The sequence below is a fragment of the Olivibacter jilunii genome, from assembly GCF_900607235.1.
In the GTDB taxonomy this organism is placed as follows: domain Bacteria; phylum Bacteroidota; class Bacteroidia; order Sphingobacteriales; family Sphingobacteriaceae; genus Olivibacter; species Olivibacter oleidegradans.
Genome location: NZ_LR027853.1, coordinates 183,444 through 202,594, shown reverse-complemented (window position 1 = coordinate 202,594; position 19,151 = coordinate 183,444). Strand labels below are relative to the sequence as shown.

Sequence of the window (19,151 nt, the reverse complement as noted above, 5' to 3'; positions counted from 1 at the left end):
TTTATCTGATCTGGTTATTAGGAGGCATTTTTTTAAAAATCCAATAACGCTGCAATGTGTAGTTAAAACCAATCGACACTAAGATATCTACTAACACCCGGCTCATCCTATAATCAATTTGCCCAATCTCGGTAACCAAAAAGGTGCCGGATGATTTCAACAGAATACTTCCACCTACCATCGAAGCAAACTTTAACAGTTGGATAAGTATTCCCTCATTTCTTGCCCTTGTTTCTTTTCCACTAAATGTCCAGTTTCGGTTGACTGTAAAATTAACAAGAGCGCCTATTATCCCACCAATAACAATCGAAATAGTATAATGTATGTACAATAATTCCGTACATAAAATCATCGCTCCATAATCGACCAAACCACCTAAAAAAGCCGAAAACTGAGCCTTAGCAAAGGTACAGAGACTACTTTTCCTTAACATTAGGGGAAGTGCTTTTTACCGCCCGTTCTGCTATATCACGGGTATCACCCAAACGCAGTAATTTTCTGGTATCAACGAGGTTAACAATAAATAAAATGACAACCACGAGAGCCGAAAACACGTTAACAGCTCCTGCATACAACACTTCCAAAAGAAAGATTAGGCTAATAATTCCTCTAATTTCCGTGGGCCCAACGGTACCTGCATCGATGGTATATTTATCCGTAATTTTATAGCGCAGTTGTGTTATAATCATCGCCCACCCATATAAGGCTACGAAAAAATAGGATAAAAGCTCATAGCCTTCTCCTAAATAAATAATAAAACCAAGCCCCATAATAACGGTATTGATCCAATCCATTATAATATCCAACGAGAATCCATACCATTTTCTCGGAATGTTACGATAATAAGCAATTCGGCCATCGAGTGAATCTCCAAACCAATTGACGAACAAACCGAGAACTCCTAATAAAAGATAAGAACGATCGAGGTAACTTGCAAGTACAAAACCTCCCAAAACCATTACCCCTCCAAGGAACCCAATACCAGTCAGTATATTAGGTGTTATAAAATTCGGGATCTTCGTAACTAAATAAGAGATCGCACGTTGCTCAACACTTCTTAGAAGGTTAGTACGCTTTCTATCTTTAAAAAGACTCGCTTTTTTTCGATTTTCTTCTTGCACCTGATCATGCTTTTTTCCAAGCATGTCATCAGTCGTTTTATTTCCTTTCATAAGTTCATATCAATCACACAATGCTCAAAAGCATTCATGAACGGCTGTTTTTAACAGTTGCAGGAAGTCGCTTAGCTATTTCGCCTTTTTTCTTTTTTCAAAATTAGAACCGAAAATGAAATCCCATAACGGAGAACTTACGCCATATCCTTTGTCGGCATCCTGGTAATGGTGCAGCATGTGGTGCTGTTTTATTCGTTTCATAATGCCGCTTTTGAAATTATAATGATGCATGGCATAGTGACCAATATCATAAAAAAGATATCCGACAATAAACCCGGGAAAAAACGCAGCCATCTGAATATTACTAAAGAACAACGTAAACAAGTAATATAGGGCCAAAGCAAGCGGAATACTAACGGATGGTGGCATTACCAATCTTAATTTATCCATCGGATAGTCATGATGCACACCATGAAAGATGAAATGCAGCCGTTCCATGATTTTTCCCTTAGGGGGCAAATGAAAAACGAAGCGGTGCATTACATACTCTGTAAATGTCCAAACAAATAGGCCGATAGCAAAATATCCTAAGTAAAATCCAATAGATACATTATAAGTCGCAAATGCTTTCCAAGAGAAATAAACAATAACCGGCACAAATAATATCAAAGGCACCGTAAAATGCACCTTTGTTAGCGGTTCAAGCAAGTTGCTCTTAAACATCCTTACTGATTCCTGCGAGTTAGAAACATAATTCTTTGCCATGATAATTCGCTTGATAATATAACTTATCGGTTCGTGTAAGAGCCGACAAGAATAGACAAAAATAAACAAAAAAGCGTCGTAAAACGATTAAAAATCAAATTTAACCCGCGCTCGTATACCCCATTCGGAAACATTTGGGTTTTCCAAATATGTAAATCTTCTAATTAAATCGACTCGAACCAATTTAAAGATATTAGCGATGCCGACACTTCCTTCAATATAAGGTTTACTTCCTAAGGTATACGTAATAGGTAAGCCGTTTTCATCCATTGAAAATTTATACACTGAATTGTTATAGTTCGGATTGTTTTCATTTCTTAAACCGCCCCACAACCCTTTAAAGCTGACTACCTCGCGCCACTTCAAGCGCTTAAGTAACGGAATCTTATTGAAAATAAAACCATTAAGATAATACTGTACATTAACAGCCGCATAATGATCACTCACAAACTCAAGGAAATTCATTAAGTTATAAGAATTCAATTGGTACGCATACGTCTGATTCGCCCGATGAATAGCTAAGAGCGGAAAAGGAATGTTCTCACCAAAAATATATCCACCTTCCAATGTGACATCAGAATAACCAAATTGCGATAAATAAACTCGTTTAAAGATATTGGCACTAAAGTTATGATAGTCATTAGTACTATTGAAAACGTTCTTTAAGCCCATATTATATCGCAGTGTGAATATTGGATATTTATTGAATATAGGGATACGATAAACCTTACCTTGATAGAATTGTTCGTTTGGAGCATAACGAAGCTCGACATTTACTTCCGATGATGTCAGTTCATTCACATTAACTAGATTGCCATTAGCATCTTCGCGCTGATAAATCAACACGCCCGCGGGGCGTTGACGCCAATGTGTAAAGCCGACTTTATAGGAAAATCTGCTTGGCAGCTCATGTACATATTCGAACTTTGCAATATCATTATAAAGCCATCTATTATTATCACCCCGTTTGAATGAGAGTAAGAAATTGTCTTCCTGGACAAATTGCAACTCCTGTCCCGGAATTTTGGTATCGTGTTGATAGCTCGCTTTGAAATAATGTAATGGAAAGGAATATACCGACTTGTTATTAAGTGAGTAAGTGGCACTCAAAAAATATTTCCATTTTTTATCCCGGAAACCGTAAGCGCCGTAAGTTTCAAAGAACATCCTTTTACTAAGATCCGTGGTAGTCCGACCGCCCAAGCGTAAACGGAACCCTTCCACCGGATTAAAGCTATAAAAGGTGCTTGCCGGTCCCATTTCAAACTTACCAAATGACTTATACCCTGCTAATAGCACGGTTCCCCAATCCATAATACGCCGAAACGACTTAATCGTTTGAAGGGTATCCACATTCTTGTATATACCGACTTCACGTAATTCAAGAGGCATATGGCGTACGCCTTTCCAATACTCTTCTGTAGTTTTCACCTCCGGATTATAGGCAATTTCTTCATCCGGGCCTTTGTAAATACTATCCGGTTGTGACTGCCCGATTAAATATTTTTGAAAAGATACAGTTCGCTCCCCTAATATACCACCTCCTTTATCTCCCAAAGCGAATTCCATTGTAAGTGTGCTTTTACTTAAATGATACCGACCGTCAGGATTTTTGCTATATTCAAGTTTTGCCTGTAAATCCCGCATAAAGTTTAGATTGATATCTTTATTTACCGTCAGGTAGGCATTCTGTACGGCATAATTACCATCTAACGTGATAAATAATTTCCCTTCAAACAACATATCTGCTTTATTGCGGGGCACGAAACTCAACTCGACTAACCATGGCTTTTCCGTTTTTACAGTATCGCTGATAAAGAACTTATAAAAAGTAGGGGAATTATTTGCGATAGGACTCAAAAACAAATTGGTTGTGATAGAAATATCGTTATCGTAAATATTGATATCCTCGTACAATCGATGCAGATAATTACTTACCCCATCATTATCAATAAAATGTGGGTCGAACTCTGCTTTCTTATCGGCAAGAATATACCGCTTTTTCTTATAAGGATTTTTACGGAAATAAATGTTTGACAATTTCTCTTCCATATAAGCAGGAAGCACGTTTTTCCCCCCAATGGCGTTAGAATCTTGCTCTGCGAATAAAAATTGATAATTTCTAAATATACGTTTTTCTTTAAATTTATCAGACAGATTACTTAATGCCATTGATAGTTTGCTGTATTCCTCAAATTGAACGAAATCATAATTTTCCATTTGATTCTCCTTCTTATGAGCGATTACCTGTCTTATCAGTTCAACTGCCGGATTATTTTTATTTCTATACCTACCTTTCTTGCCGGTAACAACCACTTCATTTAGCATTCTGGCATCCACTTTCATCTGGACATTTACGACTTGGTCCTCTCCTGGTTTAATATCTTTCTCTACCGTAACGTATCCTATATACGCAAATCTAAGTTTCGAATAATTACCGTCTATCTTGATACTAAAATGGCCTTCATCGTCAGCTGAAGTTCCAATCGTGGTTCCAGGTATTAAAATACTTACATAAGGAAGTGTTTCTTTTGTTGCAGCATCAGTTATCACACCGCGTACGATAGTCGTTTGCGCATGAACCTGCCAGCCAAGTAACACGAAAAAAAACAATAAACAAAAACGGGTATATTTTTTGTGGATCTTTGCGATATTTACTTTCACTTCTTAATTCAATTAGTTTAGATGTGTAACACCTAATTTACACTGCAAAATAAAGGATTTCATTTAAGACTATTGTGGTCAAAAAGTCAAAAATTGGAGCCTTCACAACAGAGATTCACTTATTTAACAAGAAAATAAAATACTATTTCTACATCTCTGTAAATCAGAACAAGCTTATGCAGAAAGATAAATTACCATCAAAGATGATAAAAGAATCAACGCTAAATTACTTTTTCAAATAAGCGATATCGCTTGTATTGTTGACCGTTTATTTGCTCAATAGCATGATTCATTAGGTAATTGTCTTCCAACATCCAGGAACATTCGGCGTACTCAACTTTCGTACCTTCGGCGTTCTTGATTAATGTTCCGTATAGGCAAGCTTCAATACCCATTTTGCGATAGCCGTCGATAACACCCAGTAATAATACACGTACACCTGTTACCTTTTTCAGCCCAAATAATAATTTAAAAATTCCTGTGGGAAAAAGCCGGCCACGTTTTATCTTAATCAATATTTGGTTGATATCCGGAATGCCTAGCGCAAATCCTACCATTTTATCTCCCTGCTCCGCAATAATGCAATATTTGGGGTCTAGAATTAATGACAAATCTTTTGCTAAAAAGTTGAACTCTTCATCAGTCATAGGCACAAAGCCGAGGTTCTTATCCCAAGCACTATTATAAAGCGCTTTAATCTTAGGAATTTCTCGCTTCAGATTTTTCTTGTCAATCTGTCTGATCTTTATATCGCTTCTTTTCAATCGGTTTTCCAACGCACCCAGCAATCGCACAGATCGGTCGTTCAAATTATTCCGAATAACAAGATAAGCTAATAAGTCCGTAAACTTTTTCAAGCCAGATGCCAGTAATAACTTTTCGTAGTATGACTTATTATAAGGCATCATAGCCACCGGTGGTCGATCAAACCCTTGCACCAAAAGTCCACAAGAGTCGTTGGTTGATAAGTTTATCGGCCCAATTAACCGGTTAGCTCCCTTTTCTTTAAGCCAAGCGATACTGTGTGATAACAGGGTGTCTACAACAACCTGATCATCTATGGCATCAAAAAAACCAAAGAAGCCATCATTCGCTTGTGTAAAGGCGTTATGATTTGTATTATAAATGGCAGCAATCCGCCCTACAATTCGCTCACCTTCGTAAGCCAAGAACAATTGGATAAATGAATGATCATGAAATGGGTGTTTCCCCGGCGTGAGCATGTCACGCTGGGCGATAAACAGTTCCGGCACATAGTTCTTGTCATTCTTGTATAAATCGTGAGGAAAATCTATAAAGGATTTTAATTGACTCTTGGACGAAACGTTAACTACCTTCATGTAAAATAAATGCTATACCTATCTTTTTGGTTTTATGCTATTTTAACGAACTCGCTGGTTAAAGTCTCACGATATGCCTTTGTTAACTTGCTAACTGCCTCATCGATTTGGTTGAAGGTATGTGAAGCCATCAAGGAAAATCGAATCAAAGAGTCTTGTGAAGCCACGGCAGGAGATACTACAGGATTAACAAAAACACCTGCTTCCTGCAATTTTTTCGTTATTAAGAATGTAGCATCATTGTCACGAATGTAAACCGGTAGAATGGGACTTTCTGTTTTCCCCAAGTCAAACCCGTTTTCCAACAATTGTCTTTTGGCATATTCGGTATTTTTCCAAAGGTTCTCAATATGTTCGGGTTCGGATTGAATGATTTCAAGAGCTGCTAAAACACTGGCTGCTGACGCTGGTGTCATACTAGCACTAAACATTAAGGACCGTGCTCGATGCTTCAAATACTCTATCGTGTTCGCATCACTTGCTAAAAAACCACCTAATGACGCTAGCGACTTACTGAAAGTTCCCATAATGACATCGACATCATCTGTCAGGCCAAAATGCGAAGCCGTTCCGGCGCCCGCTTCACCGATTACGCCTAAACCATGTGCATCATCTACCATTACTGCTGCATCGAATTCTTTTGCAATGGAAATCAATTCGGGAAGCTTGACGAAATCGCCCTCCATACTAAACACACCGTCAACAGCAATTAATTTAACAGCCTCTTCAGGTAATTGGCTTAATTTATTGCGTAAATCGGACATGTTATTATGTTTATACTTAATAACTTTAGAGAATGATAAACGGCTTCCATCTATAATAGAGGCATGATTACAATCATCTAAAATCAAATAATCGTTTCTTCCGGTTAAACACGAAAGAGCGCCAAGATTAGCCTGAAATCCAGTACTAAATAAAACAGCCCCTTCTTTACCTACGTAAGCAGCAAGTTTCGCTTCTAATTCCTCATGAATATCAAGCGTTCCGTTCAAAAAACGTGAGCCGGCACAGCCCGTGCCATATTTTGCGGTAGCCTTTTGAGCAGCTTCAATAATTTTTGGGTGGTTGGTTAATCCCAAATAAGAATTTGAGCCAAACATGAGTACTTTCTTCCCGTTGATGACGACTTCCGTGTCCTGTCCAGACTCGATCGGTCTGAAATAAGGATAGAGGCCTTTCTCTTTTATCACCGCCGCATCTTTAAAATCTGCTATACGCTTGTCAAAATTTCTGCTCATTTAATTGAAAATTTAAAACCCGAGGGTTCATCTACTTTTTAACACAGTTATATTATATGTATATTTTGCAGGTTATTCCCAATCGATTTTATTACCTGCATAAATCGATCATGCTCCGGGCTCTTCAAGCTATTGAACAAAACTTTTTCAAGATTCACTATTTTGTCTTTGATAAGTCTTGCCAAAGCACGCCCCTTGGGTGTAAGCATGACGCAATTTTTTCTTTTATCAGCTACATCTGTAGTTACTCGGACCAAATCTTCCTTTTCTAAATTGGAAATAGTCCGAAGTACCGACGATTTATCTCTCCCGATCTCATCTGCAATTTGCTGCTGCGGAAGCCCCTCCTCCGGTATACTAAACAAAACAGGCAGCTGTTCTATCCTCACTTCGATTCCTTGAGCTGACAAATATTGATTGGCTTTGTTTCGCAACAACTTACTCAGGTTATCGAGGTGGAATATGGCTAAATCATCATTATTTTTCACCTGATTCATCTATTATAAAAATCGTTTGTATGTCAACTAATAACGCCACAAATATCAATTCAATATTAAATTTAAAAAAGGTACATATGTCGCCAAAATTGGTCATTTTTTCTGTATAAAATCTGCTCTCATCTCAATCTTAAAGATGAAATTTATTTAAAAATCCTGCCTATTTTTAGGTTAAACCAACATTTTACAGCTATTCTTCATACAGCAACACGTCTAAAATTCTGTATTTTATTTCGCTGTAAGATTAGGTTATGTACATTGTTTTGTTAATATAAAATTAACAAAATCTTCGAAACTGCATAAAAATTTATTTTATATCAACGAAATATTCCTTAAACGTTAATATAATACACACTATTATTCGCTTATTTTCAACCAATTACAGACCAAAGCAATATAAAAGACTAAGATAAAGAGTATAGAGATAGGAAAAAGTTATCAACAAAAATAATCGTTGCGTTACCAACAAATTTGACATTAACATGAGTATTCTACATTAAGCGATCGTCTTCCTGTAGCTTGTTGGATTGACACCTGTGTACCTTTTAAAATATTTTCCGAAAAAAGACATATCACTGAAATTCAGAAAATCAGCTACTTCTATGACAGTTAGAGAGGGTATGCTCAATAAGCTCTTCGCTTCCATGATTACCATTTCCGCGATAATAGCGCTGGCAGTTTTGCCCGAAACATCTTTAGTAACTTCCGATAGGTACTTGGGTGTTATAAAAAGCTTTTTTGCATAAAAATCAACACTTCGTTCTTCCTTAAAGTTATCGGCTACCAACTTGGTAAAGCGAAGCATAATGTCTTCCTTTCGTGACACCTTTCGGTTCTTCTCTCTTATGTATTTCCTGTACAAAAAAGCATACTCATACATAAAGGTTAAAAAACTGTGCTTCACGACGGCATCGTTCATATTCGCATCTTCCGCATGATTGCGCAATAACATAACTTCAATTAAGTTATTTAGGATTTTGATCTCATGTAATGCCAGGTTATATAAGGGCATACCTGAAACGGATAGGTCGTATACATCCTGATGGAACTCTCTAATATTTGCATTAACCAAAAAAGACGATTTATACAGAATAGCATAAAATTTGCAGTCATCACTAATAGAAATCAACCGTTTGATCATATTGGGAGCAAATGCCAACAGATTGTTTTTTTCCAATCGAAAGTGCTGCAAGTTCAAATTAATATCTATAGATCCTTCATGGACCATTAATACAGCAAAGAAATCAGACTTAAAAGGATTAAAAATATCATAAGGCTTAAACTCCTTTGAACTTAACAGGCGTTTATTGATATGAAAAACAATAAATTCTCTAGAATCATCTTCAGAAAGATGGTGCGAAGTGATCTGAGGTGATTTCTTTTTCATATATACAGCGTAAGTTAGGCATCTCGTCTTTTCCGAAAAAAACTACAACAACAAGCTGCGGGTAACTTTTCTATCGAACGTTATCCAACCGGGATAATTTATTGTTTTATTCCCAATAGCAATAGTTGGTTTTAATTTTATGGTTAACACGCTTTCTTGCTTGGCATTTTTCCCTGAAATGAAATCTGATATTTCCTGCAATACCGATCCGTTGGAAAGCAAGCCATAAACATTGGCATCAATTAAAACCGGAACCTCCACTGATTCACCGGGTTTCACTTTTATTTGTTGATTAACCAGTCCGGTAGCTAATTCTTTGTCCTTCATAAGGAGTTGATATTGAAACTGATTAATCCCGGCTAAATTAGTGGTAGGATTAGTGATTTTCAAATGCAATATTCCCTTCAAAGGTATTTCTTTCCGTAACATACCCATCGCCACGCCGCCCATACTGCGGGTATCAATATTTCCCGACTGAAGCATTTTAACTATATCTGCACCTGCCAGAAAGACACTATCTACGCTTTTCACTTCATATTTACATTTTTCCAAAGCCTTAATTTGCTTGGCCTGTTGATTAATACCACATGAAACGAATATTGGAAGCAGTATCGCTAAAAATAACTTGTTCATTATAAAATTTCTTGTGTCACCTAACAGCAAAAGTAAGTTATTGGGATGACAATTAAGGTTAATATTTGTTAAACGGGATCGTAGAAAGACTTAAAGGGCTAATCTAAATAGGCTCCTTGCCTCACCAGCAAAGCTCTGTACTTATTAAAAATAGCAGATTTAGAAACAAATCCCATATAACGATCATTATCATCCAAGACAGGTAGGATCCAAATATCCTCCCGGTCCATTTTCCTCATAACATCATACATATTGGCGTTCATTCTTACCACATCTAGAGGAGCTTGAGCCAGCTCTTTCATCGTTTTATCCGTTACCTCCTCTCCCATCAGGATGCTAAATAAGCGTTCGCTGTATATGACGCCCAGTAATTTCCGATTTTCATCTACTACAGGAAAAATATTTCTTTTGGTATGAATGATATCTGACCGCCGATCTACCGGTTTTTCATCGGGATGTAATACAGTGAAGTTCGTTTCCAAGACATAGCGTAGTTTCATCATTCTCAAAACCGTTTTATCTTTATCTTCATGAGAAAGCCAATCACCGTGTATGGCTAAATTTTTTGTATAGATCGAATACTTAACTGTGGCACGATTAATAAAATAAGAAATAGCCGATACAATCATAAGAGGTACCATTAATGTATAGCCTCCCGTTATTTCAGCGATCAAGAAGATAGCCGTCAACGGTGCATGCATAATGCCACTTAAGGCGGCGGCCATACCGGCAACAATAAAATTGGCCTCTGTAAGATAAGTTAACCCCGTAAGATTGATACCGTGGGCAAAAACAAAACCCAGAAGTCCTCCCATAACCAAACTAGGTCCAAAAGTTCCGCCATTTCCTCCACTATTTAGCGTAATAAGTGTACCGAAAGATTTAGCAAAAACAGTTATAAGACTATAAACAATTACCATCCAGCCCACATGCTTATAATCAGAAAAGATACTGTTGGCCAGCAATGAATTGGCTTTACCAAGTAAAAGCTGCTGAATGGCGATGTATCCTTCTCCATATAAAGCGGGGAAGACAAATATTAACACCCCTAAACTAAGTCCTCCCAACCAAACTTTATGATAGGGATTCTTTACAGCGGAGAACCAAGTTTTAACCCAACCATCAACTTTGGTAAAATAAATGGAAAACAATCCAACCAGCCCGCCTAAAACTACATAAAAAAATAAGGCAGGCAGAACCCACTCATCGGATACCAAGTAAAATAATGGCTCACTATATAACACTCTCGATACTACCGATGCTGTTGCGGCAGCCATAAGTAAGGGGATAAAGGCGGGAATTGAAAACTCAGGCAATAGAATTTCTATTGCGAACACCATACCTGCAACAGGACTGTTAAAAGCCCCGGCTATACCTGCTGCAGCACCGCAGGCCAACAACATCGTTACTTCACGATAATTAAGTCCAAAAAACCGTGCAACATTGGATCCAATGGCCGAACCACTATAAGCAATAGGAGCCTCCAATCCTGCCGATCCGCCAAATCCCACGGTAAGAGCAGATGTGATGATTTGAGAGTACACATTATGGTTTTCAATCCGACTCGATTTTCTGGAAATGGCATACAGGATCGGTGTAATGCCATGCTCAAATTTTCCTCTACGAATAAAGCGACGAACGTAAATAACGGTTAGTAATATCCCAATGAGGGGGAAAAACAGGTATAGATAGTATTTATATTCCGACTGTACATCATTCTGTAGAAATGCAGCAATTCCGTGAGTGAGCGCTTTCAAACCAGAGGCGGCTAAACCACCAATTAGGCCGACAACGACCGCTAAAATCACCAAAAAATTCCGATTGGAAATTTTTTGAATACGCCATTGGTTGATTTTGTAAATAATACCCTTCCTTGCTTCCAAAATACTACTTTGTTTTTATTACTCTAATATAGTCAATGAATGCACTTCTTTTATGTATTCTTTTAACATTAGCAGCGTCATTGCTTGGCACAATAAGTTTTAGCGGCTGTTCTCCTTTATTTAACCTGGCAATCACTTTATTGCTAAAACCCCAATCAGACCGCTCTCCACCTCCCCTTTGGGGGAAAACCACCCCTCCTAACGACTGTTTTACACTCTCCAGACTTGCTAGCGCACACGCTTCACCTGTTCCTATGTCTCCATTTCCATTCGCATAACGAAAGTCAATAGCGTAAAGGCCGGTATCCGCAACATTAACGATAAAGGTTAACGAATCGTTTGCAGGGAGCGCCAAATCGATGAAGCCTTTACCCGAATATCCCTTTACCTTTTTTTCTTTTGATATTTTTCCAAAACTTTCTATTTCAATTATTTGTGCTGCTTCAGGTGAATATACGGTATAGGGAGCGCTTGCAAATGATTCAACACCTGCGGAATCGACTGCGATTATTTGATATTCTGCAAACTCGTTTTGGTTGATGTTAATCTCGTTTTGATCAATTAATGTTTGTACTCTTCCGTTTTTGAGCACTTTATAATTGACAGCATCTTCAACGATACGCCATTTTAGCTTACCGTTATCATAACGAAGGGCAGGCATATCTATTGCAAAGTAATTGGGTGTTGTATGAATTTTTCCCTGCGGTATTTGATTGTCTCCCAATACAATTGTTAGCTTATGTTTTCCTTTGATATTTCCTGGAAGAAAGGCTTCTTTTAATTCATCGTCATCAAGTTTGATAGACGTAATGACATTACCGTAACCACTTAATGTAATATCTAAGCTTGCATTCCGATATTTAAATCCTGTTAGCTTTCTTTCTCCCCGTAGCTTTTTAGGTATATACGGACGTAATCGAAGTCCGTCGGGTTCAAATTGAAATCCGAAGAAGACTTGATAGATCAATCCCAGATTTCCCGCTAGACTACTTAAGGCTCCGTCCTCGTTGGCTAAAGTCGGTTCATAATTCCCGTTATCAGCTCTGAAGTTTGCCTTATTCGTAAGATACATCGCTGCCGCTCTATATATAGCCGCTAAACTGGCTAAGGCGGATTGTTCATTGTATACCTTCGCAGCAGCCATAGCGACATAACTTTGTACAAATGGCCAAATAGCATTATTCTGATAAGTTGGGATAAAAGTTGTCTGCGGATAAATGCAAGCTGCCCCAAATGGCAGAATAGGCATATTTTCCACCAGGACTTTCTGTCGTTCAACATCAGCAACATTGAATAAAATAGCCAAGGCATTCCCTAATGCATCCGATCGTTCCGAAGGGAGTTTGTTTACGCTGCCATACAGGTATTGTGCATAACGCGATTTATCATCTATCCAAAGGTGCCTATTTATATTGGTTTTTAAGCTGTCCGCCCAAATTTTATATTTACTACCCTCTTTGTTTTTCGACATCTGTCTAGCCATAGCAGAAAGACTACTTAAAGCGCCGTAGTGTATTGCATTCGTGCTTATGGCCATAGACTCATAAATATCGGTCGGTTGCATCCATTTCGGATAACTCTGCTCGCGCTGGTTTAAAAAACTAGACTCGCCGTGCATAAGTCCGCTATTGGCGTCGAAAACCAACAAACGGTCTTCTTCAACGATATTTTTTGCAATTCGATAGCAATTTTTCAACCAGCTTATATCACCGGTGACTTTGTAAACTTCCCAAGCCGCAATTACCCACAAAGCTCGGTCTGTTGAAATAGGGTATGCACCGCCCGTTCCCTCACTTTGTGCTAACTGCCCATCATGAATCTGTTGCATTAAATTCTTCTTTGCCAGTTCCGGTGCAATTGCTGCCAATGAAAGAATGATGCTATAATTAACATGATTCCAATTATTTGTGCTCCCCTTCTTTTTCAGTTGCAAAGTGCTATCTCCTTGCACTTTCTCCAGAAGCTCTTCTATCGCCATATTATGGAGCGCATCTAACAGTGGGTAAGGCGATGAGTAAATCGGAAATGAGCTGATATCTCGAGTTAATTTCCAAGTATTCTGATTACTTTTTCTATTAGAGTGGTTAAAGGTCAAAGTGATTTCATAGATATGATCTCCGTCATGGTCTTTCATTTCCAATTCAGGATGATTGACCAAATTATCAAAATCCCATAGAAGAGGTTTGATATTGCCAGCAACATAAACGCGGTTGAAATCTTCTTCATAAATTTTTAGCCCGTTAAAATTTGTATAAAATCCCTCTTTTTCAAATGCTGCAAAAATTTCCGTTAGGTCGAGCTTGATTTTCACTTTTGTCCCCGGAGCAAGGTAGGTTCGTGGAGGTATACTCGTTTCATCCTTATAGGGTTTACCAAATTTAACTGAAACAATCTTCTCTCCTGTTTCTTCAGGTAGAACAACAACGGAATGATAAATCCCCGAAGGAAGCTCATTATCTTTTCCGTTTATACTAAACTTAAAATTTATGCGCGGACTAAGCGTATCGTAGTACAGGCTTTTGTAGTTACTTACCAGTTCTGTCGGAGATATCGCCTTCGCTTCAAACGAACCCTGGACAACTCGATCTCCATACAGTGCAAAAGCCTCCGATTGGAAAATTTCGTTTTTATTGAAATTTTTACCACATGATAGTAAGGCAGATACGGTGGCAACAATAAAGGTAAGATACTTAGATCTTCTATTCATTTTATTATAATAGCTTGATTACCCAAGAGATGATGGCTCTAACGAAGAATGCCAGCGTAGGTAAGCAGATCTCAAAAATTTGCTGCAAACCTAAGTAAAATTCATGTACAATCAAACCCATCAAAATTTGTTAACTTTGTTTAGCATTGATTTCAATGTAGCGTTGAATAGCATTATTGAGACTAGCAAGCGCTCGTATTGAAAATCTGCTCTACAAATCAAAGAGCTTCTATCAATACAAGTCCTTATAAAAAAAGTTTTAAGAATATTCGATTACAGTACCTTACTTATGTTTAATATAAGCTCGGATTTCATCTACCTTGACTATTGCGCAACCACACCGGTTGACCCCTCTGTCCTACAGTTAATGCTGCCTTATTTCAGTGAAACCTACGGGAATGCCTCCAGCATATATCATCGCCTAGGAAGAAGATCTGCCGAAGCGGTTGAAATTGCCCGAGAACAGGTTGCAAAGCTGATCCACGCATCTCCTAAAGAAATCGTTTTCACATCGGGCGCTACGGAAGCAATTAATCAGGCGCTTAAGGGAATCTTATATTATTATCAACACATTGGTAAGCATATTATTACATGTTCCACGGAACATCCTGCCGTTTTAGATACCTGTACTTTTTTAAGCAATCAAGGTGCCGAAATTACGAAGTTGAAAACCGATCATCTTGGTAACATTTCAATAGATGAGCTGCATCAAGCCATAAGACGAGATACGATCTTAATATGCCTAATGTTTGCAAACAATGAAACAGGCGTAATTCACCCGATAGAACAGATTGGTACCATTGCAAGAAAACATAACATTCTATTTTTTTGCGACGCCACGCAAGCAGTGGGCAAAGTGCCGGTTAACGTTGTGGATCAAGGTATAGATATGTTGGCACTAAGTGCACACAAAATCTACGGCCCTAAAGGGGTCGGGGCTTTGTATATTAAGCGGCGAAATAACCCGATCCAAGTAGGGGCTCTTCTCCAGGGCGGAAAGCAGGAGAACAATCTCCGTGCGGGCACCTTAAATGTTCCAGGCATCGTTGGATTGGGTGCCGCAGCCGAAATGGCAGACCGCACCCAAAGAGAGGAATCTGAAAAATTAAAACAACTTCGGGATTACTTGGAAACTTCCTTGCTTACACTACCGGAAACATCAATAAATGGTGATAGCTTGAACCGGTTGCCCCATGTCTCTAATATCTGCTTTCGCTATATAAAAGGCACCGAAATCATGGCGCAACTACCGCAGCTCGCATTGTCGGCAGGCGCCGCTTGTGCCAGCGGAAGTAGAGAACCTTCTCATGTACTCCTGTCCATGGGACTGAAGAAAGAAGAAGCGGAAAGTGCTCTCCGTTTCAGCTTGGGAAGATTCACAACAAAACAACAGATCGATTATACGATCGACTCTGTACGAAGCACTGTAAGCAAATTGAGAACTGCTTCGCCGATTTGGAATATGCATGAAGCAGGTTTAATATAAGAAAATATATTATCAATTAGACTGAAAAGCTCTCACCACAAGCACAGGTGCGCGAGGCATTCGGATTAATAAAATTAAAACCTTTACCTGTTAACCCATCGCTATAGTCCAACTTTGTACCGGCCAGATAAAGAAAAGACTTAATATCCAATACAATTTTAACGCCCTTATCCTCGAAAGCTTGATCGCCCGTGCGTTCCTCATTATCAAAATCAAGCTTATAGGTAAGTCCTGAACAACCACCACTTTCCACAGCAACCCGCACAAAATATGATGCATCATACTTTTCCTCACGAAGAATCTCATTGATCCTATCTTTTGCCTTATCTGTAACAGTTATCATATCATTAAAATAAATATTTCATCAAATATCGCGAATCCCCCATAAAATAAAAAACCGATTGCCCAAGGCGAACGGAAAATGACAGGGATTAGACATCAGCTAAGCCTTTGTTAATAAACTAATACGATCATCGGCAATGTAAAATAATGGTGATTTCTCGATGGAATTTTATATTTTTCGGATATTTACCGACAAATCAATCCAACATGGTGTATAGAGTGTATTTAACAATTATCCTAAACTTTATCTGTCTTTGCTCATTCGCCCAGAAAAGACCGTTAGACCATAGTGTCTATGATAGCTGGCAAAGTATAAAATCACCAAAAGTAAGCCTTGACGGACAGTATGTCTTATATAGTGTTACTCCTCAAGAAGGAGATGCTCATCTTTTTATCACAACCCCATCAGGAGAAGTAATTTTGAATGTGCCAAGGGGCGAAAATGGGGTATTCACTAATAATTCGCAATATGCGGTTGCAGCGATCAAACCATCGTTTGCCGAAACGAGACAAGCTAAAATAAAGAAGAAAAAGGAAAAAGAAATGCCTAAAGATTCGTTGGCAATTATCTCCCTTCTTGACAAAAGCATCTACAAAACCGGTAATGTGAAATCTTTTAAATTAGCGGATGAGTCATCTGAATATATAGCGTATTTGGAAGAAAAAGAAGCTTTAAAAGCAGATAGCGCAGAGAAAGACAATAAAAGCAAAGACAAAAAGGCTGACGAAGCAGGAATATTGCATTTGCGCAACATGGTTACCGGGCAGGAAGAAATTTTTGAACAAGTAACTGATTATTTTTTTGATAACATTGCTAATTTCTTAGTTTTTGTTCGATCAGAAAAAAAAGAAGCTCCGGTAAATAATGCCGGTCTATTTCTTTACGAGATCAAAGAGAAAAAGCTCAAACAAATAAGCAAAGGACGGGGGACTTATCGGCAAATAACCTTTGACCAAAGCGGTACGCAACTAGCCTTTGCTGCAGAAAAAAGTCCTGAAAAAGCGCTTCAGAAACCATACAGTCTTTATTATTACACATCTGAGCGGGATACTGCCAATGTAATTGCCAGTATCAATAGTGCTGGGATGCCCACCAACTGGAATGTCAGCGGAGATGGCAATTTACGCTTTAGCAATAACGGCGAGAAGCTCTTCTTTGGTATTGCGCCAATCCCCCGAGTAAAAGATACCACAATTGTCGATTTTGAAGTAGCCAACGTGGACATTTGGAACTGGAAAGATGATTACCTGCAACCGCAGCAATTGGTAAATCTAAAGAAAGATTTAGCTAAAAGCTATTTGAGTGTAATCTATCCAAAAAGAAACAATATTGTAATACCCCTTGCGTCTTTAGACATCCCCGATATAGATTTAACGGATGACGCCGACAATATTTATGCCTTTGGAAGTACCAACGCCGGAAAAAGGATTGCTGCGCAATGGGAGGGCAATACGAAGCAGGATTTTTATTTAATCTCTACAGTAGACGGAAGCAAGGTAAAAATCGCATCCGATATATACGGACAAGCCCATTTATCGCCGCTGGGAAAATATGTCGTTTGGTACGATATGGCCACCCAGCAATGGAACGCATACGATGTGGGTACGCGTTTTTTGAAGATATTGAATACCGATTTACCGGTAAGCTTTGCAGACGAAGATAATGACTCACCTACTTTTGCCCGACCTTATGGTATCGCCGGCTGGACAGCAGAAGATAAAGAGGTATTGATTTACGATAAGTATGACATCTGGAGCTTCGATCCGCAGGGAGATGATAGACGACTATTGACAAATGGTGCAGGAAGAAGCACGAAAACTACGTTTAGATATGAAGATATTGTTCCAAAAACCGGAGCAAGAAAACACGATAAATCTATTATCATCAATACAAAGGAAGCGTTCTTGGTAAGTGCCTTCAATCACATCAATAAAAATGGAGGCTGGTTTGAAACTAACCCTCGCAACAAAAGGGATCCAAAAGAGCTCATTATGGCTCCTTACACATATAAAAATATATTGGCGGCTACCGATAAAAAACTGATTATCTATACGAAGGAAAATTACGAAGAGTCGCCCGATCTATACGCGACCGCTTCGCTATTTAAAAATGAAACGAAGTTAAGTGCAATCAATCTGCAACAAAAACAATACAATTGGGGCACTGCCGAATTGGTAAAGTGGACAACGCCTGGGGGGCATGAAGCGACCGGCATTCTATATAAACCGGAAGATTTCAGCGAAGCGAAAAAATACCCAATGATTACCTATTTCTATGAGAAATTATCAGATGGTTTACACACCTACATCCCTCCAGCTCCGACTCCTTCACGGCTAAATATAAGCTATTTTGTGAGCAATGGGTATCTAGTGTTTGCTCCGGATATTAGCTATGAAATTGGGCATCCCGGAAAATCCGCCGAGGAGTATATTAACTCCGGCGTCAAAGAACTGGCTAAATTCTCCTGGGTAGATGAAAAGCATTTGGGAATACAAGGACAAAGTTGGGGTGGTTATCAGGTAGCGCATTTGATTACACGCACCGATATGTACGCTGCAGCTTGGGCAGGCGCTCCTGTAGTTAATATGACGTCCGCTTATGGGGGTATCCGATGGTCTACTGGCCTTAACAGGCAATTTCAATACGAAAAAACGCAAAGTCGCATAGGAAAAGATTTGTGGGAGGGTTATGATCTCTACATAGAAAATTCGCCACTCTTTCATCTTAAGGCCGTTAAAACCCCCGTTGTAATTATGGCTAATGATAACGACGGTGCCGTTCCATGGTATCAGGGAATAGAAATGTTCACTGCGCTTCGCCGTCTCAATAAACCGGTTTGGCTACTTAATTATAACGGAGAAGAACATAATTTGGTTAAAAGACAAAACAGAAAGGATATTCAAATCAGAGAACAACAGTTTTTTGATCATTTCCTGAAAGGAAAACCAGCACCTGTTTGGTTGGAAAAGGGAATACCTGCTACCTTAAAGGGTATTGATTGGGGCTTTGATCTGGTCGATTAAGCTAAACAGCAACTCTCTCCAACGTCATCGAGTCATTCTCCAAGAGGTAAGGTTAAGGTGGGACGCTATT

Annotated in this window: 14 protein-coding genes; 2 read left to right on the top strand and 12 right to left on the bottom strand. The window is 38.7% G+C overall.

The window, feature by feature from the left end:
• Position 1 precedes the first annotated feature (1 nt).
• The 11 genes from E0E36_RS19165 to E0E36_RS19115 all read right to left on the bottom strand — a co-directional run bounded on the left by E0E36_RS19165 (position 2) and on the right by E0E36_RS19115 (position 14,229).
• Positions 2 to 433: a GtrA family protein gene (locus E0E36_RS19165; RefSeq protein WP_130857364.1), complete on the bottom strand. Its 432-nt coding sequence runs from the start codon at positions 431 to 433 to the stop codon at positions 2 to 4.
• Positions 417 to 1,172: a CDP-alcohol phosphatidyltransferase family protein gene (locus tag E0E36_RS19160; protein WP_341273590.1), complete on the bottom strand. Its 756-nt coding sequence runs from the start codon at positions 1,170 to 1,172 to the stop codon at positions 417 to 419. Before E0E36_RS19160 ends, E0E36_RS19165 begins: the two co-directional genes overlap by 17 nt.
• A gap of 75 nt (positions 1,173 to 1,247) precedes the next feature.
• Complete coding sequence (locus tag E0E36_RS19155; RefSeq protein WP_013666295.1) at positions 1,248 to 1,880, bottom strand: sterol desaturase family protein; 633 nt, start codon at positions 1,878 to 1,880, stop codon at positions 1,248 to 1,250.
• Positions 1,881 to 1,967: 87 nt separating this feature from the next.
• Positions 1,968 to 4,544 (bottom strand): DUF5686 and carboxypeptidase-like regulatory domain-containing protein, encoded by a 2,577-nt coding sequence (locus tag E0E36_RS19150; protein ID WP_130857363.1) that lies wholly within the window; start codon positions 4,542 to 4,544, stop codon positions 1,968 to 1,970.
• A 221-nt stretch (positions 4,545 to 4,765) separates the two neighbouring features.
• Positions 4,766 to 5,884 carry a hypothetical protein gene (locus E0E36_RS19145; protein WP_130857362.1) on the bottom strand — a complete coding sequence of 373 codons (1,119 nt, stop codon included), beginning with the start codon at positions 5,882 to 5,884 and terminating at the stop codon, positions 4,766 to 4,768.
• Positions 5,885 to 5,916: 32 nt separating this feature from the next.
• Entirely contained in the window at positions 5,917 to 7,122 is a 1,206-nt protein-coding gene (spt, locus tag E0E36_RS19140; RefSeq protein ID WP_013666292.1) for a serine palmitoyltransferase, read from the bottom strand.
• Between the two features lie 47 nt (positions 7,123 to 7,169).
• A complete protein-coding gene (locus tag E0E36_RS19135) occupies positions 7,170 to 7,619 on the bottom strand; it encodes a MarR family winged helix-turn-helix transcriptional regulator (RefSeq protein ID WP_013666291.1) in 450 nt (149 codons plus the stop codon).
• Between the two features lie 496 nt (positions 7,620 to 8,115).
• Complete coding sequence (locus E0E36_RS19130) at positions 8,116 to 9,006, bottom strand: helix-turn-helix domain-containing protein (protein WP_013666290.1); 891 nt, start codon at positions 9,004 to 9,006, stop codon at positions 8,116 to 8,118.
• 42 nt (positions 9,007 to 9,048) lie between these two features.
• Entirely contained in the window at positions 9,049 to 9,639 is a 591-nt protein-coding gene (locus E0E36_RS19125) for an LEA/WHy family protein (protein WP_242627319.1), read from the bottom strand.
• Positions 9,640 to 9,737: 98 nt separating this feature from the next.
• Positions 9,738 to 11,522, bottom strand: coding sequence for a chloride channel protein (locus E0E36_RS19120; protein WP_013666288.1), 1,785 nt, complete (start codon positions 11,520 to 11,522; stop codon positions 9,738 to 9,740).
• A 4-nt stretch (positions 11,523 to 11,526) separates the two neighbouring features.
• On the bottom strand, positions 11,527 to 14,229 hold the full coding sequence (locus E0E36_RS19115) for an alpha-L-rhamnosidase-related protein (protein WP_130857359.1): 2,703 nt from the start codon (positions 14,227 to 14,229) through the stop codon (positions 11,527 to 11,529).
• A 289-nt stretch (positions 14,230 to 14,518) separates the two neighbouring features.
• On the opposite strand from E0E36_RS19115, the gene E0E36_RS19110 reads away from it, so the two are divergent.
• The gene (locus E0E36_RS19110; RefSeq protein WP_130857358.1) at positions 14,519 to 15,715 is read left to right on the top strand and encodes a cysteine desulfurase family protein; all 1,197 of its coding nucleotides are present in this window, start codon (positions 14,519 to 14,521) and stop codon (positions 15,713 to 15,715) included.
• A gap of 16 nt (positions 15,716 to 15,731) precedes the next feature.
• Here E0E36_RS19110 and E0E36_RS19105 read toward each other — a convergent pair whose 3' ends face one another.
• Positions 15,732 to 16,058: a HesB/IscA family protein gene (locus E0E36_RS19105; RefSeq protein ID WP_013666284.1), complete on the bottom strand. Its 327-nt coding sequence runs from the start codon at positions 16,056 to 16,058 to the stop codon at positions 15,732 to 15,734.
• A 206-nt stretch (positions 16,059 to 16,264) separates the two neighbouring features.
• Between E0E36_RS19105 and E0E36_RS19100 the strand changes: the two genes are divergently transcribed.
• Entirely contained in the window at positions 16,265 to 19,081 is a 2,817-nt protein-coding gene (locus E0E36_RS19100; RefSeq protein WP_130857357.1) for a S9 family peptidase, read from the top strand.
• Positions 19,082 to 19,151: the final 70 nt, after the last annotated feature.